The organism is Alphaproteobacteria bacterium, assembly GCA_040218575.1.
Lineage (GTDB): Bacteria > Pseudomonadota > Alphaproteobacteria > JAVJRE01 > JAVJRE01 > JAVJRE01.
Genome location: JAVJRE010000003.1, coordinates 222,247 through 244,468 on the forward strand (window position 1 = coordinate 222,247; position 22,222 = coordinate 244,468).

At 65.4% G+C, this 22,222-nt stretch carries 21 protein-coding genes; 17 read left to right on the forward strand and 4 right to left on the reverse strand.

What is annotated here, in order from left to right; genetic code table 11:
- Positions 1-305 precede the first annotated feature (305 nt).
- From RIE31_04770 to RIE31_04785, 4 genes are all read left to right on the forward strand, one after another.
- A complete protein-coding gene (locus RIE31_04770) occupies positions 306-449 on the forward strand; it encodes a hypothetical protein (protein MEQ8639908.1) in 144 nt (47 codons plus the stop codon).
- A 16-nt stretch (positions 450-465) separates the two neighbouring features.
- Entirely contained in the window at positions 466-2,316 is a 1,851-nt protein-coding gene (locus RIE31_04775) for a hypothetical protein (protein MEQ8639909.1), read from the forward strand.
- A 14-nt stretch (positions 2,317-2,330) separates the two neighbouring features.
- On the forward strand, positions 2,331-3,299 hold the full coding sequence (locus RIE31_04780; protein MEQ8639910.1) for a site-specific tyrosine recombinase: 969 nt from the start codon (positions 2,331-2,333) through the stop codon (positions 3,297-3,299).
- A gap of 95 nt (positions 3,300-3,394) precedes the next feature.
- A complete protein-coding gene (locus RIE31_04785) occupies positions 3,395-4,390 on the forward strand; it encodes a CoA ester lyase (GenBank protein MEQ8639911.1) in 996 nt (331 codons plus the stop codon).
- A 24-nt stretch (positions 4,391-4,414) separates the two neighbouring features.
- Here RIE31_04785 and RIE31_04790 read toward each other — a convergent pair whose 3' ends face one another.
- Positions 4,415-5,176, reverse strand: coding sequence for a gamma-glutamyl-gamma-aminobutyrate hydrolase family protein (locus tag RIE31_04790; protein ID MEQ8639912.1), 762 nt, complete (start codon positions 5,174-5,176; stop codon positions 4,415-4,417).
- A gap of 128 nt (positions 5,177-5,304) precedes the next feature.
- On the opposite strand from RIE31_04790, the gene RIE31_04795 reads away from it, so the two are divergent.
- Positions 5,305-6,261, forward strand: a complete 957-nt coding sequence (locus tag RIE31_04795) for an acetyl-CoA carboxylase carboxyltransferase subunit alpha (protein MEQ8639913.1) — start codon at positions 5,305-5,307, stop codon at positions 6,259-6,261.
- A 35-nt stretch (positions 6,262-6,296) separates the two neighbouring features.
- Here the strand turns inward: RIE31_04795 and secA are convergent, their stop codons facing one another.
- On the reverse strand, positions 6,297-9,071 hold the full coding sequence (secA, locus tag RIE31_04800; protein ID MEQ8639914.1) for a preprotein translocase subunit SecA: 2,775 nt from the start codon (positions 9,069-9,071) through the stop codon (positions 6,297-6,299).
- A gap of 256 nt (positions 9,072-9,327) precedes the next feature.
- Between secA and argJ the strand changes: the two genes are divergently transcribed.
- Positions 9,328-10,560: a bifunctional glutamate N-acetyltransferase/amino-acid acetyltransferase ArgJ gene (gene argJ, locus RIE31_04805; GenBank protein ID MEQ8639915.1), complete on the forward strand. Its 1,233-nt coding sequence runs from the start codon at positions 9,328-9,330 to the stop codon at positions 10,558-10,560.
- Positions 10,541-10,993, forward strand: a complete 453-nt coding sequence (locus RIE31_04810; protein MEQ8639916.1) for a (deoxy)nucleoside triphosphate pyrophosphohydrolase — start codon at positions 10,541-10,543, stop codon at positions 10,991-10,993. The genes argJ and RIE31_04810 overlap by 20 nt, the downstream gene beginning before the upstream one ends.
- 3 nt (positions 10,994-10,996) lie before the next feature.
- Here the strand turns inward: RIE31_04810 and RIE31_04815 are convergent, their stop codons facing one another.
- The gene (locus RIE31_04815; GenBank protein MEQ8639917.1) at positions 10,997-11,689 is read right to left on the reverse strand and encodes a methyltransferase domain-containing protein; all 693 of its coding nucleotides are present in this window, start codon (positions 11,687-11,689) and stop codon (positions 10,997-10,999) included.
- A gap of 280 nt (positions 11,690-11,969) precedes the next feature.
- Here RIE31_04815 and RIE31_04820 point away from each other — a divergent pair, with 280 nt between their 5' ends.
- The 6 genes from RIE31_04820 (at position 11,970) to RIE31_04845 (ending at position 16,450) form a co-directional block, all read left to right on the forward strand.
- The gene (locus RIE31_04820) at positions 11,970-13,568 is read left to right on the forward strand and encodes a rhodanese-like domain-containing protein (GenBank protein MEQ8639918.1); all 1,599 of its coding nucleotides are present in this window, start codon (positions 11,970-11,972) and stop codon (positions 13,566-13,568) included.
- Positions 13,569-13,580: 12 nt separating this feature from the next.
- Entirely contained in the window at positions 13,581-14,396 is an 816-nt protein-coding gene (locus RIE31_04825) for a ComF family protein (GenBank protein ID MEQ8639919.1), read from the forward strand.
- A gap of 32 nt (positions 14,397-14,428) precedes the next feature.
- Positions 14,429-14,746 (forward strand): cupin domain-containing protein, encoded by a 318-nt coding sequence (locus RIE31_04830; GenBank protein ID MEQ8639920.1) that lies wholly within the window; start codon positions 14,429-14,431, stop codon positions 14,744-14,746.
- A gap of 123 nt (positions 14,747-14,869) precedes the next feature.
- Positions 14,870-15,133, forward strand: coding sequence for a glutaredoxin 3 (grxC, locus tag RIE31_04835; GenBank protein MEQ8639921.1), 264 nt, complete (start codon positions 14,870-14,872; stop codon positions 15,131-15,133).
- Positions 15,130-15,984 carry a carbon-nitrogen hydrolase family protein gene (locus RIE31_04840; GenBank protein ID MEQ8639922.1) on the forward strand — a complete coding sequence of 285 codons (855 nt, stop codon included), beginning with the start codon at positions 15,130-15,132 and terminating at the stop codon, positions 15,982-15,984. Before grxC ends, RIE31_04840 begins: the two co-directional genes overlap by 4 nt.
- A 43-nt stretch (positions 15,985-16,027) precedes the next feature.
- Positions 16,028-16,450, forward strand: a complete 423-nt coding sequence (locus tag RIE31_04845; protein ID MEQ8639923.1) for a DUF1178 family protein — start codon at positions 16,028-16,030, stop codon at positions 16,448-16,450.
- Positions 16,451-16,480: 30 nt separating this feature from the next.
- Here RIE31_04845 and ubiG read toward each other — a convergent pair whose 3' ends face one another.
- Positions 16,481-17,311, reverse strand: a complete 831-nt coding sequence (ubiG, locus tag RIE31_04850) for a bifunctional 2-polyprenyl-6-hydroxyphenol methylase/3-demethylubiquinol 3-O-methyltransferase UbiG (protein MEQ8639924.1) — start codon at positions 17,309-17,311, stop codon at positions 16,481-16,483.
- 70 nt (positions 17,312-17,381) lie between these two features.
- On the opposite strand from ubiG, the gene RIE31_04855 reads away from it, so the two are divergent.
- The 4 genes from RIE31_04855 (at position 17,382) to ispG (ending at position 22,222) form a co-directional block, all read left to right on the forward strand.
- Complete coding sequence (locus RIE31_04855; GenBank protein ID MEQ8639925.1) at positions 17,382-18,602, forward strand: aspartate kinase; 1,221 nt, start codon at positions 17,382-17,384, stop codon at positions 18,600-18,602.
- Positions 18,583-19,620 carry a nitronate monooxygenase gene (locus RIE31_04860; protein ID MEQ8639926.1) on the forward strand — a complete coding sequence of 346 codons (1,038 nt, stop codon included), beginning with the start codon at positions 18,583-18,585 and terminating at the stop codon, positions 19,618-19,620. The genes RIE31_04855 and RIE31_04860 overlap by 20 nt, the downstream gene beginning before the upstream one ends.
- Before the next feature lie 246 nt (positions 19,621-19,866).
- Entirely contained in the window at positions 19,867-20,943 is a 1,077-nt protein-coding gene (locus RIE31_04865) for a DUF4115 domain-containing protein (protein MEQ8639927.1), read from the forward strand.
- 118 nt (positions 20,944-21,061) lie between these two features.
- A complete protein-coding gene (ispG, locus tag RIE31_04870) occupies positions 21,062-22,222 on the forward strand; it encodes a flavodoxin-dependent (E)-4-hydroxy-3-methylbut-2-enyl-diphosphate synthase (protein MEQ8639928.1) in 1,161 nt (386 codons plus the stop codon).

Consider the following 22,222-nt stretch of genomic DNA (forward strand, 5'->3'; position numbering starts at 1 on the left):
GTTGTGAACGCAATCGGGTCATGAGATGCCGGGTTCGGAGCGCCGTCCTGACGGTGGCGGATGAGGGATGCGCCCTGAGCGCACTGCGATTACATTGAATCCTATAAAACAAAGACTTAGACTGCATGAAAGCGGTGCCGCTGCCAAGCTTTGCCGGGACAGGGTAAATCGGGGGTGCGGTGATGCCATGGGTCGGCGGTGGTGGCGCGGATGCCGGTCAAGGGCACGGACTCATTAGGCCGGTCGCCGGATTTACGGCGGGCCGGGCCGCCAGCAGTTGAATCAGCCGAAGAACGGGACGAGCAATGCTATCACGCATAACCCTGATACTGGGCGTCATTCTGGTGGTTGTCGTCCTTGGCGGAGGGGCATTTCTGGCGGCCTGGGATATCCCCGCGCCCACCAGCAGGGTGGAGAAAGTTGTGCCTGACAGCCGTTTTCCCCGTTGATGTGTTGGCGCGGCGGATGACCGGACGGAAAACAGGAGGGCGCCGGCGGCGGCTCGCCACCATAGTATCGGGCGGACTTGCGCTGGTGGTGGTCGGGTTTTCACCGGCCATGGCCCAGAAGGGCAGCGAGCCAATCCCGCTGACCCCGCCCGCGACCGGTCAGACGCCGCCTGCCAGCCAGCCGCCAGCCCCGGTCACGCCGTCGACGGTGGCCCCTGCAACAATCGCAACCGAGGTGCTGGACGCCGTAGATAGTGAGGCGGTCGGCACCCTGACCCTTGCGCAGGGCGGATTTGGCACAGAGATATGGTCCGGCAGCGAGCGCCGGCAGATCATGCAGCTGGTCGACTTGCTGCCGGCTCGCTCGCCATCGCGCACCGTCCGCGACCTGATGCACCGCCTGCTGCTGTCCACCGCCATCCCGCCGGCCACCGAGGATGGTGCGGATGACGGCACCCTGCTGGCACGACGGTTGGCCAAGCTGGTGGAGATGGGTGACAACGACGGCGCGCTGGGCCTGGTCCGGGCGGCCCCACGGCGCGAGCTTGTGCCGGACCTGGTTGGGGCGGAAGTGGATCTTCTGTTGCTGAACTATGACAATGCCGGGGCCTGCAGTCTAGTTCAGGGTACCATCGGGCGCTTTACCAGCGCGGACTGGTTGCAGCGCCAGGTCTATTGCCAGTCGCTTCTGGGTCAGCCGGCGCGGGCCTTGCTTGGTCTCGAACTGCTGCGCGAGGACGGAGTCGTGGACCCGATCCTGACCACCGGCATAGAGGTGCTGACCGGTGTGATCGCTGACCGCCCGGTCATCACGGAGTCGATGCCGGAGCCCTCGGCCCTGCGCCTGGCTCTGCTGCGCTCGGTCAACCAGCAATTGCCGGCGGACGTGTTGGAGACCCGCTCCGCCGCGCTGCTGCGCACCATCGCTCTCAGCCCCAATGCGCCGCTGGCGGTTCGCCTGGAGGCGGCGGAGCGCGCCGAGATCGTCGGCAGCCTGGAAACGGCAAATCTGGCGGAGCTTTATACCAGCGTGGCGGCCAGCGGCGACGACCTCAATCGGGCTGTGGAGTCGGTCGGACCAGGCAGCGGCGCTGGCGCCCGGGCGGTGCTGTATCAGGCGGTGCGGGCGCAGTCTGTTGCCTCGACGCGAGCGACGGTGATGGCGCAGTTCTGGCAGGTTGCCCGCGCGGAATCCCTCTACCCCATGGCCGTTCGCCTGATGGTGCCGCTGATGGCCGAAATCGTCCCAACAGGTGAGCTCGCCTGGTTCGCCGGCGATGCGGCGAAAGCCTATCTGGCGGTTGGCGCGCTGGACCAGGCCCGGGCCTGGGTGGCGGTGCTGCAGACGGCGGCGCTGCGCGACCCCGCATTTGCACCGGAAGCCGGTCAGCTTGCCGCCTTGCTGGCGCTGATGGAAACGCCTCCGCCGGTTCGCGAGGCGGATGCGGCGGCGTCCACGCGGGGAATCGTCCTTACGGCGGATGACCAGACCCTGTCGCCGCCGCCTGCCGCGCCGCCGGTCCTGAACGCCTTCGGCGGTATGGAAGACGCCGATGGGCGCACTTTGATTCTGATAGAGGCCCTCGGCTACCGGGTGGCGGACGATGTGTGGCGTGCGCGTCTCGACGGCAGCGCCATGCGCCAGCGTCAGTCCGCGCCTGGGGCAATCATGCTGCGCGCCCTGCAGGCAGCGGTCGATACCGGCCGTACCGGCGAGGCAATCCTCATGGCTCTGGTCATGCTTGGTGACCAGCCGCTCGACGAGGTGAGCACGTCGACTCTGTCGGCGGCGGTTCGCGCGCTGGCCTTGATCGGCCAGGAAGAGGCAGCGCGCAACCTGGTGATCGAGGCAACGGCAGTTCGCTGACCATGGCCAGGACCATGCTACCGCCCGCCGTCGCCGCATTCCTTGAAGCGCTGGTGGCCGAGCGGGGTGCGGCAGCCAACACGGTCGATGCCTACCGCCGCGACTTGCTGGAGTTCTGCCGGTTCATGGGGGGTCGGTCGCAGACGCCGCAAGCCGCCGATGTCGAGGATATACGGGCCTGGTTGCAGGCCCTGAACGGCGCGGGATTGTCGGCCCGCACGGCCGCTCGTCGCTTGTCGTCACTGCGCCAGTTCTGTCGCTTTCTGGTGAGCGAGGGTCGGCGAGGCGACGATCCTACCGCAGCCATAGAAGGGCCGCGGCTGCCGCGCGCGCTGCCTAAACTGCTGAGCGAGAGCGACGTGGATCGGTTGCTGGCGGCCGCTAAGGGCAGCGATCAGGTGGCTGAGGAGGAAAGGCCACGGCTGCTGGCCTGCGTCGAACTGCTCTATGCCACAGGTCTGCGCGTGTCGGAGCTGGTGAGCCTGCCGCTGGCGGCTGTGCGGCGCGATCCGCATTTTCTTCTGGTTCGCGGCAAAGGCGGACGCGAGCGCATGGTCCCGCTGAGCGACCGGGCGCGCGACGCGGTGGGCGTCTATCTGACCGCGCGCGACCGATATCTGCCGCGGCGCGGCAAGACAGCGAACGGCGGCCGGCCGGAGTCGTCATGGCTGTTCCCATCGCAGAGCGCCAGCGGCCACCTGACCCGCCAGCGATTCGCCCAGCTGCTCAAGGGACTGGGCCGGGCGGCCGGGCTCGACACCCGTCGTCTGTCACCGCATGTCCTGCGTCATGCCTTCGCCACCCACCTGCTGGCCAATGGCGCCGATCTGCGCAGCGTTCAGCAGATGCTGGGTCACCGCGATATCGCCACCACCCAGATATACACTCACGTTCTGGCAGAACGACTGGGCCGGTTGGTGCGCGACCACCATCCGTTGGCGCAGGGCCCGACCGACGGCGCGGCTGGCGACGGCAACGCCTGACAGTGGTGGCCTGACAGTGGTGGCCTGACAGTGGTGATTGACAGGGCCGGCGATGGCCGCCAACGTCCGCCGCTATCTGACTCAGGGGAACGAGAATGAGCTTTACGCAGATCCGAAACGCACCCGCGCGGCTCAACCGCAGCGAATTGGCGGTGCCCGGCAGCCAGCCGAAACTGTTTGAGAAAGCGGCCCAATCGGCGGCGGACGTGGTGTTTCTGGATCTGGAGGATGCGGTAGCGCCGGACGACAAGGTGCAGGCGCGCAAGAACGTCATCGCAGCGATCCGTGATATCGACTGGGGCGACAAGACCTTGTCCGTGCGCATCAACGGCCTCGATACGCACTTCATGTATCGCGACGTCGTGGACGTGCTGGAGCAATCCGGCGAGCGGCTCGACATGATCATGATTCCCAAGGTCGGCACCGCGGCGGACGTCTATGCGGTGGATATGATGGTGACCCAGATCGAAACCGCCATGGGACGGAGCAAGGCTCTGGGGTTCGAGCTGATCATCGAGACGGCCCTTGGCATGTCGAATGTGGAGACCATTGCCGGCGCCAGTCGCCGCAACGAGTCCCTGCATTTCGGCGTCGCCGACTATGCCGCCTCGGTCTATGCCCGCACGACGATGATCGGTGGCCCCAACGCGGACTATGGCGTCCTGACCGACAAGGCCGAAGGCAGGGAGCGGGACTATCACTGGGGCGATATGTGGCACTATGCCCTGGCGCGCATGATCGTCGCGGCGCGGGCCAATGGCCTGCGCCCGGTCGACGGCCCGTTCGGCGATATTTCCGATCCTGAAGGTTATGATGCCCAGGCCAAGCGCGCCGCCGTGCTCGGGTGCGAGGGCAAGTGGGCGATTCACCCCAGTCAGATCGAACGCGCCAACGCGGTGATGAATCCGCCGGCCAAGGAAGTGGAGCGGGCGCGGCGTATCCTGGTGGCCATGGAAGAAGCCGCCAAGGAGGGGCGCGGCGCCGTCTCTCTCGATGGCCGGCTGATTGACGCCGCCAGCGTACGCCAGGCCGATACGTTGATCCGCAAGGCCGATCTGATTGCCAGCGAGGGGGTCAGCGTCAAGCGCTGACGGGCCCCCGCCGGGCTGCCGCTCCTATTCTGCGGCCAGCGTACGGGCTGGCTTTTCGTTGAAATTGTCGCGGGTAATACGCAGGAACGCGGCCATCAGGTCGGGCCGTTTGTGATCGGGGCTGTTGCGCACGGCGTTGATCACGTCGTCGGCCGGCGCCGGTCGATTCTGCTTCGCCGCCGCCTTTGGCAGAAATTCGGCGAACACCTCGCGTGAGACTTCCGGATGGAACTGAACCCCCCATACCGGGTGGCCAGGCAGTCGCAGCGCATGGGCCTCGCATTTTTCAGTCCACGCCAGAACCTGCAGCCCGACCGCTTCCGCCTTCTGGCGGATGACCGAGTCAGAGTGCATGGAATACACGAAGCGATCTGCGGCCAGCGGCGCCAGGACCGGATCATTGATGATCAGGGCACTGACCCGCAGCTCAGCGATTTCATACTCGGCCTCCGGCGCCCGGGCCGAGCCGTCGAGATCGCCCAGCACCTGCGGCAGAATCTGGTGACCGAAGCAGACGCCGAGAAGCGGTGTCTTCTCTTGAATGATTTCTCGAATCTGGGCGCAGTTGTCGTCAAACCAGTCCTCGTTGCGCGGTACGGGAATGCCGGTCGGCGACAGGATGATGTGGCTGTAGTTGCGCAGCGCATCGTCAACCCAGCGGCGGGTGGTGATGGCGTGCACATGGTCAGCTGCCGTGCCTTCAGGCAGGACCGCCGGAATACGGCCCATTTCGGTGAACATGCCGTCGGACGTATAATCAACCACCAGAACCCTGGTTTCGCGCATGGCGTTCCTCCCTGAACACTGGCCTCGTCGAGGCCTGCGAGGCGCCCGGCGCGATACCCGGGCCGTCGCCTTCACCCGCAGTGTATCGCCCGCTGGCGGATACCGCCACGTCATAGTAGAAAGCCCTGATGCAGACTTTCCTCGATTTCGAAAAACCGGTCGCGGACCTTGAAGGGAAGCTGGCGGAGTTGCGCCAGGTTTCCGATGGCGACGAGATCAATATCGCCGACGAAATCCAGCGAGTGCAGGCCAAGCTGGACCGCCAGTTGCGGCAGATATACGAGAAGCTGACCCCCTGGCAGAAAGTGCAGGTGGCGCGCCATCCGAACCGGCCGCATTTTGGCGACTATGTCAGCCGGTTGATTGATGAATTCACGCCGCTGGCCGGCGACCGTGCCTTTGGTGAGGATCGCGCCATTATCGGCGGACCCGGCCGTTTCCGTGGCATGCCGGTGATGGTCATCGGCCAGGAGAAAGGCAACGACACCGAGGGTCGGGTGCGCCACAACTTCGGCATGGCGCGGCCGGAAGGCTATCGTAAGGCGCGACGCCTGGTGGAAATGGCGAGTCGTTTCGGGCTTCCGATCATCACACTGGTGGACACCGCCGGCGCCTATCCCGGCCTTGATGCGGAAGTACGCGGCCAGGCCGAGGCCATTGCCCGCTCAATTGACGCCTGCCTGTCGGCCCGTGTTCCCATCGTCTCGGTGATTCTGGGTGAAGGCGGTTCTGGTGGCGCCATCGCGCTGGCTTCCGGCGACCGGGTACTGATGCTGGAACATGCAGTGTATTCGGTCATCTCGCCGGAAGGCTGTGCGTCGATTCTGTGGCGCAGCGCTGACGCCGCGCAGGACGCCGCCGCGGCTCTCAAGCTGACGGCACAAGATCTTTTGGAGATCAAGATCATCGACGCCATCGTCGCTGAGCCCATGGGTGGCGCCCATCGCGCTGCCGACCGCGCCATTGCGGCGGTGGGCGAAGCGCTTAGCGCCGCCCTCAGTGAATTGTCAGAAACCGATGGCGGACAGTTGCGGGCCAGGCGTCGCGAGAAGTTCCTGGCCATGGGCAGCCTGGCCGGCGCCTGACGCGCTTGGCCTGCGACGTTGTCAGGTCAAAGCCGTCAGGTCTGGCCGTGACAGTGTTTGTATTTCTTGCCGCTGCCACAGGGACAAGGCGCGTTACGCGGCACCCGGCCCCAGGTCGTCGGATCATCGGGATCAATCGCATCGGCAGCGGAGCGGCTGCGCAGCGGCCCGCCGGGTGTGTCGGAATCGGCCAGACGGTTTGATGTCAGGCCCGCCGAGGAGGGCAGAGCTGCCGGGCCGCCGGCGGACGGCGCGATGCCGGCCAGCGCCGGATCACGGCGGGTTTCCTGTACCTTGCCCATGGATGGCAGCGCCACCGCGGCGGCATCCGGCGTCTGAATGCGCACATGGCTAAGCACCGCTGTGACGTTCTCGCGCATCTGATTGAGCATGGACTCGAACAGGCCGAACGCCTCGCGCTTGTATTCGTTGAGCGGGTCTTTCTGGCCATAGGCGCGCAGCACGATTCCCTGGCGCAGATGGTCCAGTGACAGCAGATGGTCCTTCCAAGACTGGTCGAGAAGCTGCAGCAGGATGGATTTCTCCGCCATGCGCAGCACCTGCGGACCAAAGTCCTGCTCCTTACGGGCCATCAGGGCATCGGACGCTTCCGTCAGACGGTCAACCACGGTGTCCTCGGCTACGCCCTCTTCCGCCGTCCAGTCGACAATCGGCAGGTCAAGCGCCAGAACGCGCCGCGCTTCGTCCTGCAGGCCATCCATGTCCCACTGCTCGGCATAGGTTTTTTCCGGCATGGCGCGGGCCACCATGTCGGTGATGATGTCATGGCGCATCTCCCGCACGATGTCGGAGACGTCCTCACCACCCATGAACTCTCGCCTCTGTTCATAGACGACCTTGCGCTGGTCGTTCATGACATCGTCATACTTCAGCAAGTTCTTGCGGATCTCGAAGTTGCGCGCCTCGACCTTCTGCTGTGCCTTTTCCAGAGCCTTGTTGATCCACGGATGAACGATGGCCTCGCCTTCCTCGATGCCAAGGCGCCGCAGCATTCCATCTATGCGGCCTGATCCGAAGATGCGCAGCAGATCGTCTTCCAGCGACAGCAAGAAGCGACTGGCGCCGGGATCCCCCTGGCGCCCGGAGCGTCCGCGCAACTGATTGTCGATGCGCCGGCTCTCGTGGCGTTCGGTACCGACGACGAAAAGCCCGCCGGCGGCCAGCGCCACCGCCCGGTCGGCCGCAATCTGCCGGGTGACACGGTCGCGAATAGCATCGGCGTCGGCGCCGTCTTTCGCCGCGGCCAGGGCTTCGGCGACGCGGCGCTCCGGATTGCCGCCAAGTTGAATATCCGTGCCGCGGCCGGCCATATTGGTGGCGATGGTGACTGCGCCCGGCCTGCCCGCGTCGGCAATAATGGCGGCTTCCTGGGCGTGATAGCGGGCATTGAGCACCTGGTGCGGCACCTTTGCTTTCTTCAGGGCAGCCGACAGGGATTCCGATTTCTCAATGGATACCGTGCCGAGCAGTATCGGTTGCTTGCGTTTCTGGCAGTCGCGCACCAATTCCACTACGGCGGTGTGCTTCTCCGCCACCGTGCGGTAGACCTCATCGTCATGGTCACTACGATTGACCTGCACATTGGTCGGGATCGAGACCACCTGGAGCTTGTAGATATCCTCGAACTCTTCCGCCTCGGTCATGGCCGTGCCGGTCATGCCGGCCAGCTTGTCATACTGGCGGAACAGGTTCTGGAAGGTAATGGAGGCCAGGGTCTGGTTCTCCATCTGGACCGGTACGCCTTCCTTGGCTTCGAGCGCCTGATGCAGGCCTTCGGAAAAGCGCCGCCCTTCCATCATACGACCAGTGAACTCATCGACGATGACGACACGCCCGTCCTTGACCAGATAGTCGCGGTCGCGCTGAAACAGCTTGTGTGCTCGTAGTGCCTGGGTGACGTGGTGATTGACGGAGACATTGGCCAGATCATAGAGGCTGCCTTCGGCGAGCAGGCCGGCCTTGCCCAGCAACTCTTCCATCTTGTGGGTGCCACTCTCACTCAGGCTGACGGAACGATGCTTCTCGTCATGTTCAGAATCCTCATCCGCCAGATGCGGTATCAGTTTGTTGACCGCAATATAAAGCTCTGAGGAGTCCTCAGCCTGACCGGAGATGATGAGCGGTGTACGCGCCTCATCAATCAGAATCGAGTCCACTTCATCAACGATGGCATAGTGGAACGGGCGCTGAACGATGTCTTCCAGACGAAACTTCAGATTGTCCCGCAGATAGTCGAAACCCAGCTCGTTGTTAGTGGTGTATGTGATGTCGGCCAGATAGGCGGCGCGGCGCTCGGCCTCCTCCATGCCCGGCAGAACGGCCGCGACGTCGAGACCGAGAAAGCGATAGACCCGGCCCATCCATTCGGAGTCGCGGCGCGCCAGATAGTCGTTGACGGTGACCACGTGCACGCCCTTGCCGGCCAGAGCGTTGAGGTAGACCGGCAGTGTGGCCACCAGAGTCTTGCCCTCGCCGGTCTTCATTTCAGCGATCATGCCGCGGTGCAGCACGACGCCGCCCATGAGCTGCACGTCAAAGTGACGCTCGCCGAGAACGCGGTGCGCCGCCTCGCGGACCGTGGCGAATGCCTCGACCAACAGGTCATCAAGGGACTCACCGGCGGCCAGCCGTTCGCGGAACCGCGACGTGCGCGCCGCGAGATCGCCGTCGGTAAGGGCCTTGGTCTGGGCTTCGGCCGCGTTGATCTGCCCGACAAGCGGCGCGACGGACTTCAGCAGGCGGTCGTTGGCCGACCCGATGAGTTTTCGGGCGAAGGCGGCAAATACCATGAAACAGGCGGCTTTCCGGTGGATTTTTCGGGCGGGCGCAGTGGCGCCCCGGACAATTAGGCAGGCCTCGCCACGGTGTCAACGCTGGCGGCGGTGCGTGGGCGTAAATTGACGGAGAAATGCGGCATTCCAGCGGCACGGGCCCGGCAACCCCGGCGATTGGCGCGGCGATTTGCCAGGGGCCATGGCCCGGCCTGCGCTTGACCGCTTTCGCCGGCTGGCCGACAAGAGGCAGTCCACAGCCCCGGAGATATTCATGCCGCCGCTTTCGCCTCTGGCCCCTGCCGACTTTCCGGCCATGCCGGCCGTGGCCGGACTGCGCCTGGCCGGCATCCCCGCGGGCATCAAGAAATCCGGCGCCCGCGACCTTCTGGTGGCGGAGCTGGCCGAAGGGACCACGGTGGCCGGCTGCCTCACCCGCTCGGCAACAGCATCGGCGCCGGTGGACTGGTGCCGCGCCGGGCTGGCCGGCGGGCGCGCCCGGGTGCTGGTGGTCAATGCCGGCAATGCCAATGCTTTCACCGGTGTGAAAGGTCACGAGACGGTTGAACGGACGGCCATTGCCGCGAGCCGCCTGTTTGCCTGCCGCCAGGGTGAGGTGTTTATCGCCTCCACCGGCGTGATCGGCGAGCCACTGGCGGCCCATCGGATCACGGATGCCCTACCGGCGGCGCGGCAGGTTCTGGCGGCCGATGGCTGGCGGGCGGCAGCCGACGCCATTCGCACCACCGACACCTTCGCCAAGGCGGCGGCAACGCAAACCCGGATCGGCCAAACGCCAGTGACCATTGCCGGAATCGCCAAAGGCTCCGGCATGATCGCGCCGGATATGGCAACCATGCTGGCATTCGTCTTTACCGATGCGCGGATTCCGGCGGATGTCCTGCAGCGGGCCGTGGCCCACGCGGTGGACCGCACGTTCAACTGCATCACCGTGGACAGCGATACCTCGACCAGTGACAGCGTCCTGGTGTTTGCCACCGGCGCCGGTGAAACCCATGCACCGGTGGCAGCCCTGAGCGACCCGCACCTGCGGCCGTTCCGCAAAGCGCTCGAAGCCGTCATGACGGATCTGGCGCAGCAGATCGTGCGCGACGGCGAGGGGGCGTCCAAGTTCGTCACCATTCGCGTCAGCGGTGCTAAGTCCGTCCGGTCGGCGCGGCGGGTCGGCCTGGCAATCGCCAATTCGCCACTGGTCAAGACCGCCATCGCCGGCGAGGACGCCAACTGGGGCCGTGTTGTCATGGCGGTCGGCAAATCCGGCGAAGCCGCCGACCGCGACCGTCTGACCATTGCCATGGGCGGTGTGACGATTGCCCGCGACGGGCAGCGGGTGGCGGACTATGACGAGGCGCCGGTGGCGCGCCACATGAAGATGCCGGAGGTGGATATCGCGGTTGACCTTGGGGTCGGCCGGGGCAAAGCGGTGGTGTGGACCTGTGATCTGACCCACGGCTACATCTCGATCAATGCCGACTACCGGAGCTGATCCGGTGGTGGCCGGCCATGGGGCGGCGGCCGGTCGCCCGCTGGTGCTGGTGGTAGCCGCCTGTCTGGTGGATGGCGACGGCCGGGTCCTGCTGTGCCAGCGGCCGGCGGGCAAATCCATGGCTGGTCTGTGGGAGTTTCCCGGGGGCAAGCCCGATCCGGGCGAGACGCCCGAAGCGGCGCTGATCCGTGAGCTGAACGAAGAGATCGGCATAGACACTCAGGAAAGTTGCCTAGCGCCTTTCGCCTTTGCGTCCCACGCCTATGACGACTTTCACTTGCTGATGCCTCTGTTCATCTGTCGCCGGTGGCAGGGGATGGCGCAGCCGCGCGAGGGCCAGAGGCTGGCGTGGGTGCGGCCTATGCGTCTGGGCGACTATGCGATGCCCCCGGCCGACCGCCCACTGGTCGCCATGATCCGCGATTTTCTGTAACGGTCATGGTCCCGCCGGCGCCCAGCCACTGAGCGTAAGAATATCGAAGGTGGCCGGCAGCCGATCACGACCGGCGGTGGTGCGGTAACGCTCCAGCGCCAGCGCCAGAACATCACGGCGCAGACCCGTGCGTGGCCCCGCCAGGGCGCTTGAGTCACCCATCATACGCACGTCCCGCAGCAGGTGCAGGGGATCCTTATAGTCGACGGTAATGTGGTCCATATCTACGATCGAAGCGACGAATCCGGCCCGCTGCAAAAGCCTGCCGGCGTCGCGGATGTCGGTCATGGGGGCGACTCGCGGATGGACCCCGCCGACAATTTCAAGCTCTGCCTCGATCAGGGCCTGCTGCAATTCACACAGCGTCTCGCCGCCGAACAGGGTCGCCAGCATGAGGCCGTCGGGACGAAGCGCCCGGCGCATCTGAACGAGTGCGCCAGGCAGATCATTGACCCAGTGCAGCACCAGGGTCGACAGGACCAGATCAAACGCACCATCCGCCACCGGAAGCAGTTCTTCATCGGCGACAAAGACGGCCCCCGTGCGGCCACGTGCCATGGCCGGCGACAGATCGCTTTCCACCGCATAGCCAGGAAAACCTCCAGCGGCCAAGGCGTCCGTCATTTCGCCCCGGCGCGCGCCAAGGACCAGGGCCCGGTCGAAGGACCGGCGCACATCGTCCAACCGGTCGGCCATGCGCCGCGCTATCTCCCGGTGAAGGAACCCGGAATCTTTGCTGGCGTACCGGGCGGCGCGATCACGATGGTGTCGTACGACGCGGCGGTTGAAGAGATGAACGGGGCCTTCACCAGTCACACAGGGTCTCCGTCAGCGTCCAGGTCCCGGCAGGCTGCCACCGGCGGGTTATGCAGCGCGCAAGGCGCCGCGGGCCGACTGGCTTTGCCGTATGCCCGGCCGGTGGCTAAGCTTGGCCGCCTACGGGCCGCGAGCCCTCCATCAGCGGGCAGATACTATCATGAGCAAGCGAATATCCTCCTCTGACCTGGAGTCCATGCTGGCGGATGGCGCGGAGATCGCCTTTCTTGATGTGCGAGAGCCGGTCGACTTCGGCTCCGGCCACGCCTTTCTTGCGGTCAACATTCCGCGTGGCCGAATGGAGCTTGAACTGACGCAGCGGGTGCCGCGACCAACGACGCGCATGGTTCTGTGCGATGGCGGGGGCGGCGATGAAGATGCGGACCGGGCCGCGGCGCGCCTGGCCGAACTCGGTTATGACAATGTCAGTGTGCTGGACGGCGGGGCGGCGGCATGGGCCGCCGCCGGTCACGAGCTGTTCACCGACATCGAGGTGCCGGTCAAGGCGTTTACGGCCTTTGCCGAGCATCATGGCGGGGCGGCGTTCATTACGCCGGCTGACCTTAAGGCACGGCTGGATCGCGGGGCGCCGACGGTGGTTCTCGATGCCCGGCCGGGGCCGGAATATGCCTCTGGTCATGTGCCGGGCGCCTATGACGCGCCAGGCCCGGATGTGCTGCGCAGCGTCGCCGACCTGGCGCCCGACCCGGAGACTCTGGTGGTGGTCAACTGCATGAGCCGCACCCGCGGCATTCTGGGCAGCCTGGGCCTCAGAAAAAGCGACGTGCCAAATCCGGTGGTGGCCCTGCTGGATGGCACCCACGGCTGGCGTCTGGCCGGCTATGCGCTGGAAAAAGGTCCGGGCAAGACAGCGCCGCCGCCATCCGCCAGTGGCCTGGCAGCAGCCCAGCGGCGTGCCGCCATTCTGGCCGGGCGCGCCGGTGTGCCGCGGATAGACCATGCCGCCCTGGCGCGCTGGCGGGCGGATGCCGGCAGAACCGTTTATGTCATCGATCTGCGCGACGCGCAGGCGTATGCACAGGGGCACCTGGCCGGCTCGATCTCTGCCCCCGCCGGCAATGCGATCATGACGCCGGACCGTTTCGCCGCCACCATGAACGCCCGTGTGGTGCTGGTGGATGATGATGGCGTACGCGCACCGGTGACGGCCTTCTGGTGGCATCAGTTCGGCTGGTATGAGGTGGCGCTGCTGGACGCCCCCTTTGTCGGCCAGACGCTGGAAACCGGGGCGGCGAAACCGGCGGTTCTGGGGATTGGGCAGGCCCGGCCCAAACCTGTCAGCGCCGCCGACGCGGCCGGGGCCCTGGCGCGTGGCGAGGCGGCGCTGATTGACCTGTCATCGCGTGACGCCTACCGCGCCGGCCACCCTGTGGGCAGCGCCTGGGCTTTGCGCTCGCGTCTGGTGGCGGCGGTTCAGGCGCTGCAGCCGCCGCCGGCCGCCGTGATTCTCACCAGTGACGATGGTGTGCTGGCGAGACTGGCAGCGGCGGAACTGGAAACGGCGGGTGTTTCGGTCGCCGTTATTGATGGAGGCAATGGTGCTTGGCGCGCGGCGGGTCTGGCGGAAGAGGCCGGCGATGGCGAGCAACTGAGCCCGCCCGTGGATCGCTGGCTGCGCAGCGCCGAGAGGCCGGGTGATCCGGAGGCGAATATACGGGCCTATCTGGCGTGGGAGACCAGCCTGCTGGAGCAGGTCGAGCGCGACGGTGGCGCGCCGTACCGTTCGTGCCTTGACTAGTCTCTTGTGGCCATGACCGTGCCGGGTCCGGTCGCCTGGTCGGCGACAAGCGGGCGTTTCGCTGGACCGGCCCGGGTCCTGCTCGATTTGCTGCTGCCGCCCCGCTGTCTGCGCTGTGGCGAGATGGTTGCCGGTTCTCAGGCCTTGTGTGCGGAGTGCTGGACTGGCATGCGGTTTATTGAGTCGCCGCAGTGCGCCTGCTGCGGTGTACCAATGGGGATACTGCTACCCGGTGTATCTCTGTGCCTGGCATGCGAACGGCAGCGGCCCGACTATGACCGCGCCCGCGCCGTCTTTATTTATGACGAGCACAGCCGCTCTCTACTCCTGTCGTTCAAGCACGGTGACCGAACCGAAGCGATGCCGCCTTTTGCCGCGTGGATGGCCCGTGTGGCCGCACCACTGCTGACCGATTGCGACGTCATCGCGCCGGTACCCTTGCATCGCTGGCGGTTGGCGCGGCGACGCTATAACCAGTCAGCGATGCTGGCGCAGGGCATCGGTCAATTGTCCGGCCGGCCTGTGGCCGAGGACCTGTTGTGCCGTATCCGTAATACGCCGAGCCAGGGTGGTCGTTCGCCGACTGGGCGGCGACGCAACGTGGCCGGCGCGTTCCGCCTGAACCAGCGTGCGCGCGCATGGTCGACGATTGACGCGGCTATGGCTCCGGCCGGCAATCTGGCCGGCGCCCGGGTTTTGCTGGTTGATGACGTGTATACCACTGGCGCCACGGTGAACGAGTGTACCAGGCTACTGCGCCGGGCCGGTGCGGCGCGGGTTGATGTTGTGACTCTGGCCCGGGTCGTTCGGCCCGTAGACCAGCCCTGAGCCGAGGGCGCACCAATAAGGATGGGAGTGCCATGACCATGACAGGACACTGGCGGCTGGATGATGCGGCGAGAGCGGCGGCAACGGATCGGCGCTATGCGACCATCGACTCACCGGTGGGCAGCGAGCTCGGTCTCTATGCGCCACGCGGCAGTGATCCGCAGGCACCACATGATCGTGATGAGTATTATGTGGTCGCCCGCGGTGACGGGCAGTTTGTCCGGGACGGAGAGGTGATGACCTTCGGGGTGGGCGATGCCCTGTTCGTGCCGGCCGGCATGGCCCACCGTTTCCAGTCGTTCAGCGACGATTTGCTGCTGTGGGTGGTGTTCGTCGGCGACCGCAGTTAGGCCCCGGGACCCAGGCATTTTCCTGTGTGTTGGCTTTGGACCGGTCCGATGCGGCGGCAACGGACTGGCAAATGGCCGGCGCCAGGCCTATTTTCATGAGATCACAGTATGCCGGAGGCTCAATTGGCCAAAGTCGAAATCTACACGACACGCATATGCCCCTATTGCCACATGGCAAAACGCCTGTTGCAGAAGAAGGGCATCGCCTATGAGGAAATTGATGTCGGCCGTGACCCGGCGCTGCGCCAGCACATGACGGAACGCTCGGGTGGCGGCCGTACGGTGCCGCAGATCTTCATCGACGATCAGCCTATCGGCGGCTGTGATGACCTGCATGCCCTGGAGGCCGCAGGCAAACTGGACCAGATGTTGGGAGTGGCGGCATGACCATTGTAAAGGCAGCACTCGTTCAGACCAATGCGGCGCCCGACCTGGCGCGCAGCATCGATCAGGCGGCGGACCTCGTGCAGAAGGCGGCGGAAGACGGCGCCCGGTTCGTGCTAACGCCGGAAAACGTCAGCGGCATCTACCACGACGCCGGAGACAAGAAGGCAGCGGCCCGTCCGCAGGACGACCATCCAGGGCTCGACCGGTTTCGCGCGCAGGCCGCGGAGTTCGGTATCTGGCTGCTGGCCGGCTCTCTCGGCATCAAGACGGATGAAGAGCGTGTCGCCAACCGCTCGTTCCTGATCGCGCCCGACGGCGCGGTCGCCGCCTGGTATGACAAGATCCACATGTATGACGTGGACCTGGAGAAGGGCGAAAGCTATCGCGAGTCGGCGTCCGTGCGGCCGGGCGACCGGGCCGTGGTGGCGGATACGGACTTCGGGCGAATCGGCATGTCGGTCTGCTACGATCTGCGCTTTGCCCACTTTTACCGCGCATTGGCCAAGGCTGGCGCGGACATTCTGACCATTCCCGCCGCCTTCACGGTGCCGACGGGCCGCGCCCACTGGGAGGTCCTGTTGCGCGCCCGCGCCATCGAAACGGGAACATTCGTGCTGGCGCCGGCGCAGACCGGGCTGCACGACGGCGGACGGGGAACCTACGGCCACTCTCTTGCAGTGGCGCCGTGGGGCGAGGTTCTGGCCGACGGCGGCAGCGAGGTCGGCATTACCCATGTCAGTCTCGACCTGGACCGGATCGCCGAGGCGCGACGCATGGTGCCGGCGCTGGAGCATGATCGGGAGTTCCGTCTGGACATGTCCGCCGCGACCGCCAGGATAGCGGCGGAGTGATCCGTCCCGGTGGCGGGCGGAGGCGTCCGGGCGCGACTTTGCGATGATTCACTATCAACTGACCTGCCACCAGGACCACGATTTCGAGGGCTGGTTCCGCAGCAGCGAGGCCTTCGACCAGCAGGCGAAGCGCAAGCTCATCGCCTGTCCGCTGTGCGGGTCAACCGATGTAGGCAAAGCCCCCATGGCGCCACGCATTGCCCGTGGCCCGGCCGCCGAGCGGAGCCAGAAGCTGGCCAATATCCAGAAGGAAATGGTGGCGAGTCTGGGCAAACTGCGTCGGCACATAGAAGAGAACTTCGAGAATGTCGGGCCTGACTTCGTCGACACGGCGCGAAAAATCCACTATGGCGAGGCCGACAGCCGGGCAATCTATGGCGAAGCCAGCGATGACGAGGCCGCCGCGCTGGAAGAGGAAGGGATTCCTTTTGGCCGCATTCCGTGGGCGCGCGGCAAGCCGACCTGACATGCCTGGCTCACGAGTCCGGCGCCGCCGTCAGGGGCGGCTGGCGGTCAGCAGATAGTTTACGGATACGGTGTCCGGCGCCAGGCGCCAGACGCCGGCGAGCGGCGACCAGGTCATGCCGCACAGGTCTTCGACCTGAGCACCTTGCGCTTGCAGGCAGGCGGAAAGTTCGCCGGGTGTGCGGAACTTGCGCCAGTCATGGGTGCCACGCGGCACCAGTCGCAGTACGGATTCAGCAAGCGTGACCGCCAGCAACCGGGCCTTGGCCGTGCGGTTAATGGTTGACAGGATCAGCAGGCCGCCAGGCTCCAGCAGGGATACGGCGGTCGCCATGAACGCGTCCAGGTCTGCCACATGCTCCACCAGTTCAAGACAGGTGATGATGGGGAACCGACGGCCACTTGCGGCCATGTTCTCCGCCGTCATGCAGCGATAGTCGATTGTCAGATCCTGCGCCCGGGCATGGTCGCGGGCCACCGCAATAGCGCTGTCGTCTGCGTCGATGGCGACGACCGCGGCGCCGAGACGCGCCAACGGCTCCGCCGCCAGGCCACCGCCACAGCCAATATCAAGAATCTCCAGGCCATCGAACGGGCGGTGGCCGGCGGTCTGCAGGCCCGCTTGAGGCAGGCCCATGTGACGCAGAATCGAGCGGCGGATGAAGGACATACGTACCGCCGACATGGAATGGAGCGGCGCGTGGGCGCCGGTGTCATCCCACCAGTGCTGCGCCATGGCGCGAAAACGGGCGATTTCCTCTGGGTCGACTGACGCTGCCGCAGGGGCGGCGGCAGAGGCAGCGGCAGGGGGTACGGTTTCTTGCACGGTCATGGTGCGCGGAGTATGGATAGCCGCTGTCATCCCGGCAAGGACGATCCGGCGGCCGCAGGCCCCGGACCGGGCCGAAACCTCCTGCCCACTGGTATTTTGCATGGTCCGCGTTGTTCAGAAATTTGGCGGAACGTCCGTCGGCGACATCGCGCGTATCAAGAACGTTGCCCGCCGGGTCAAGGCGGAGGTGGATGGCGGCAATCAGGTAGCGGTTGTGGTCTCCGCCATGGCCGGCGCTACCAACACCCTGGTGACTCAGACCACCGACGTCAGCCCGCTGCATGATGCGCGTGAGTATGACGTGGTGGTCTCTTCCGGCGAGCAGGTGACGTGCGGCTTGCTGGCTCTGGCGCTGCAGGAACTGGGCGTTGAGGCGCGGTCCTGGCTTGGCTGGCAAATACCCATTCGCACGGACAGTTCACACGGCAAGGCGCGCATTCAGGACATCGAGACGGACGAACTGGACCGTCGCCTGACGGCGGGCCAGGTCGCTGTCATTGCCGGATTTCAGGGGCTGGGCCAGGACAACCGGATCACTACGCTGGGGCGTGGCGGATCTGATTTGAGTGCCGTCGCCGTGGCCGCTGCGCTGGGTGCTGACCGCTGTGATATCTATACCGATGTGGACGGCATCTACACGACCGATCCGCGCATGGTGCCCGGTGCCCGCAAGCTCGACCGCATCAGCTATGAAGAGATGCTGGAGATGGCGTCCCTCGGAGCCAAGGTGCTGCATACCCGTTCGGTCGAGCTGGCAATGCGATTCAATGTGCCGCTGCAGGTGCGGTCGAGTTTTTCAGACCTGCCCGGAACGCTTGTGGTTGAAGAGGATGAAATCGTGGAACAGGCCCCTGTCAGTGGCATCGCCTATAGCCTGGATGAGGCCAAGGTGACCTTACGCAACGTGATTGACACGCCGGGCGTGGCGGCCAGTGTGCTGGGCCCGCTGGCCGACGCCAACATCAACGTTGACATGATCGTGCAGAACATTTCTATCGACGACGGTACAACCGACTTTACATTCACCCTGCCAAGGACCGAACTGGCGCGAGCGGAAAAAATCCTGCGCGATCTGAAATCTACCCTGGCCTATGGCGATCTCATCACCGATTCCGGCGTGGCGAAGATCTCCGTGATCGGCGTCGGCATGCGTTCGCACGCAGGTATCGCACAAACCATGTTTCGTACACTGGGCGAACGGGGCATCAATATTCAGGTCATATCCACTTCCGAGATCAAGGTCAGTGTTCTGATCGCCGACGAATACACCGAGCTCGCCGTGCGCGCGCTCCATGCGGCGTATGAGCTTGACCAGGGATAGGCCGCGGGCTGCGCTAGCCAAGCTGTGGGCCCGAGGCGCGGACTTTCTGGGAGCGCCTACGGCCATACTCGGTGGCGCCATGACGTGGGTGTCGGAGCGTCATCTGGTGGCCGCCCTGTCGAATGCCGGCGCGTTTGGCGTCATCGCTTCAGGCGCCATGACCCCCGATTTGCTGCGGGCGGAGGTCCGGGCGACCCGGGCTCTGACCGACAAGCCGTTCGGCGTCAACCTGATCACCATGCACCCGGAGCTGCCTGCCCTGGTGGATGTCTGTCTGGAGGAGGCGGTTGGTCATGTGGTGCTGGCAGGCGGCTTGCCACCGGCCCGCGCCATCGGCCGGATCAAGGATGGCGGCGCCAAGGTCATCTGCTTTGCGCCGGCGGCCAGTATCGCCCGTCGCCTGATACGTAATGGCGCCGACGCCATCATTATCGAAGGCATGGAAGCCGGCGGCCATACCGGCCCCGTGGCCACCAGTGTGCTGGCGCAGGAAGTTCTGCCGGTTATCCGCGACGTGCCGGTATTCGTCGCTGGCGGCATAGGCCGAGGCGAGGCGATAGTCAGCTATCTGGAGATGGGCGCGGCCGGCTGTCAGCTTGGCACACGGTTCGTCTGCGCCCGGGAGTCCATTGCCCACGCCCGATTCAAACAGGCATTCGTGCGTGCCAGCGCACGCGATGCGGTCCTCAGCATTCAGCTCGACCCGCGCTTTCCGGTCATTCCTGTACGCGCGCTCGCCAATGACGCGACGAGCCGCTTTCTCGAAATGCAGCGAACTGTCATAGACCGCTTCAATCGCGGCGTTGTTGACCAGGCCGCAGCGCAACTGGAGATTGAGCATTTCTGGGCCGGAGCCCTGCGCCGCGCTGTTATTGACGGTGATGTGGAGAATGGCAGCGTCATGGCCGGCCAGAGTGTCGGCATGGTGACGGAGGAGCAGACCGCCCGGGAGATTGTGGCGACGCTGGTGGCGCAGGCCGAGGCGGCGCTGGCGGGCCATTGTCGCGATGGTGATTGATTGCGGCTGGTAGCGGGGGACTCCAGTGCCGCCGGGCACCGGCAGACGCTCCGCTGTGATTGCACCAAGGTGGCGAGTCTTGCTATGAGATGGCTCGCAGCGTCAGCCGTCGGTTGGTGCTGAGGTTCAGGAGGGCGGTCATTCCGTCGCTGTCCGCTGCCGCAGGGCGGGACGGCCCTGACAGTGGGCATCCCGCCGCCGGCCGGTCATGACGATCCGGCCCCGGGCATTGGAGGACAGGGCACAGTGGCCCAGAAATCACCGCGTCAACGTTTGAAGGCCGACAGCTTGCGCTCTGCTGAAGCGCCCCATGTGGGCGAGTATCTGCGCGAGACGCGCGAACATCTTGGCCATGATCTGAAAACCATCGCCGCCGAGCTGCGCATTCGCGAAGTGTATTTGCGCGCCATCGAGGAGGGCCGCCTCGAGGATCTGCCCGGGCCCACCTATGCCGGCGGCTTCATGCGAAGCTACGCCCTGTTCCTGGGGGTCAATCCCAGAGAAATGATGGAGCGCTATAAGGCAGCGGGCGATTCGGTTGAGTCCCGCCAGGAACTGGTCTTTCCGGCGCCCGTGCCGGAAGGACGCTTTGCCAGCCCACCACTGGTGATCGGCGGCCTGGTCGTCGTCGCCGTGGTGTTCGGCGCATGGCTGTGGTGGGCTAATCGCGACGCAACCGAAGTGGCGGCGATTCCCGAAGTGCCGGCCAGTCTTGAAGGTCTGATCGCAACGACCGGCAGCGACGGGCAACAGCCGGCGGCAGACAGCGATACGACGGCGGCCGGCGGTGCGGCAGGTGGTGGTGACAATGTTGAGCCGGCTGTGGCGGCGGCCGCTGATACGGACAGCGCCAGCAGCGGTGGCGTGGCGGTGGAAGAGGCTGTGACGGGCGGGGGGTCCGCCGCGTCTGTCGACAGCGACAGTAGTGCGACGCAAACAGGCGCTACGACCATCAGCGCAGAGTCCCCAGAGGTAGCACCGGTCGTTTCGGCAGCGGCACCGCCGTTGGAGGCGGCGACCGCTGATACCAGCCAGAATGCTCCCGGATTCGGCGCTTCCGGCGCCATTATCTTGTCCGCCAGTGATGACGCATGGATCGAAATTCGTGATCGCGTGGGCGATATCGTGTTGAGCCGGGTTCTGTCGGCCGGCGAATCCATTCGCGTACCGGACAATGAGGGTTATGTTCTGACCACGGGAAATGCCGGCGGCCTGCGGGTGCAGGTGGGTGAGCGGCAAAGTGGGCCGCTGGGCGATACCGGTGAAGTGCGCCGCGATATTCGTCTGGCGGTGGCCAGTTTGTTCACCCAGAGCCGCAACTGACGGGATTCGCCGCGGGCAGCCTGGCCGGCCCACGGTTGAAATTGCTGGTGCGGGAGCGCATTTAAGGCCGCATCGCGGCGGCGCAGGACACCGGATTGCCGCCAGGGAGCGAATCATCATGTCCGTCAGGCCCTATCGTGACATTGCGCGCCGTCGGAGCCGGCAAATTCGCGTCGGCGCGGTCCTGGTCGGTGGCGATGCGCCCGTATCGGTTCAGTCCATGACCAACACGCCGACCACCGATGTGGCGGCCACGGTGGCACAGATTCACCGTCTGGAAGCGGCCGGCGCCGATATCGTGCGGGTATCGTGCCCCGACGAAGCGTCGAGCCTGGCCCTGCGCCACATTGTGCGCGAGGTGTCTGTCCCGATCGTCGCCGACATTCACTTCCACTATAAGCGGGCCATAGAGGCGGCGCAGAACGGGGCCGCCTGCCTGCGGCTCAATCCGGGCAATATCGGCAAGCCGGAGCGTGTGCGTGAAGTGGTGGCGGCCGCCCGCGATCACGGTCTGTCCATGCGGATCGGCGTCAACGCAGGCTCGCTGGAGCGGCACCTGCTGGAAAAATACGGCGAGCCGTGTCCGGAGGCGATGGTGGAGAGCGCCATGAGCCACGCCCGCCTGCTGGAAGACAATGACTTCTTTGATTTCAAGATCAGCGTCAAGGCGTCTGACGTGTTTCTGGCTGTGGCGGCCTATGAGCAACTGGCCGCGGTGTGCGACTACCCTCTGCATCTCGGCGTGACAGAAGCCGGCAGTCGGCGGACCGGTAGCGTCAAGTCGGCCATTGGTATTGGCGGCCTCCTCAGGCAGGGGATCGGTGACACGATCCGCGTGTCCCTGTCTGATGAGCCGGAAGAAGAGGTGCGTGTCGGCTTTGAGATTCTTAAGTCGCTGGGTCTGCGCCACCGTGGCGTCAACATTATCTCGTGCCCGTCCTGCGCCCGTCAGCGGTTCGATGTGATCGCTACGGTCAAGGCGCTGGAGGAGCGCGTCGCCCACATTACAACGCCGATGACGGTATCGGTGATCGGTTGCGTGGTGAACGGGCCGGGTGAGGCCATGCTGACCGATATCGGATTGACCGGCGGCGGCAATGATATGCATCAGGTCTATGTTGCCGGCGTCACCGATCATCGCCTGCAGGATGGTTCCGTCGTCGATCATCTGGTGGAGATGATCGAGCGCAAGGCTGCCGAAATCGAGGCCGGCCGTGCCAGCGGTGAGACCCCAGACCGGGTCGCTGGCCGTCGCGCGCCGGCGCGTGCCGAGGCCTGA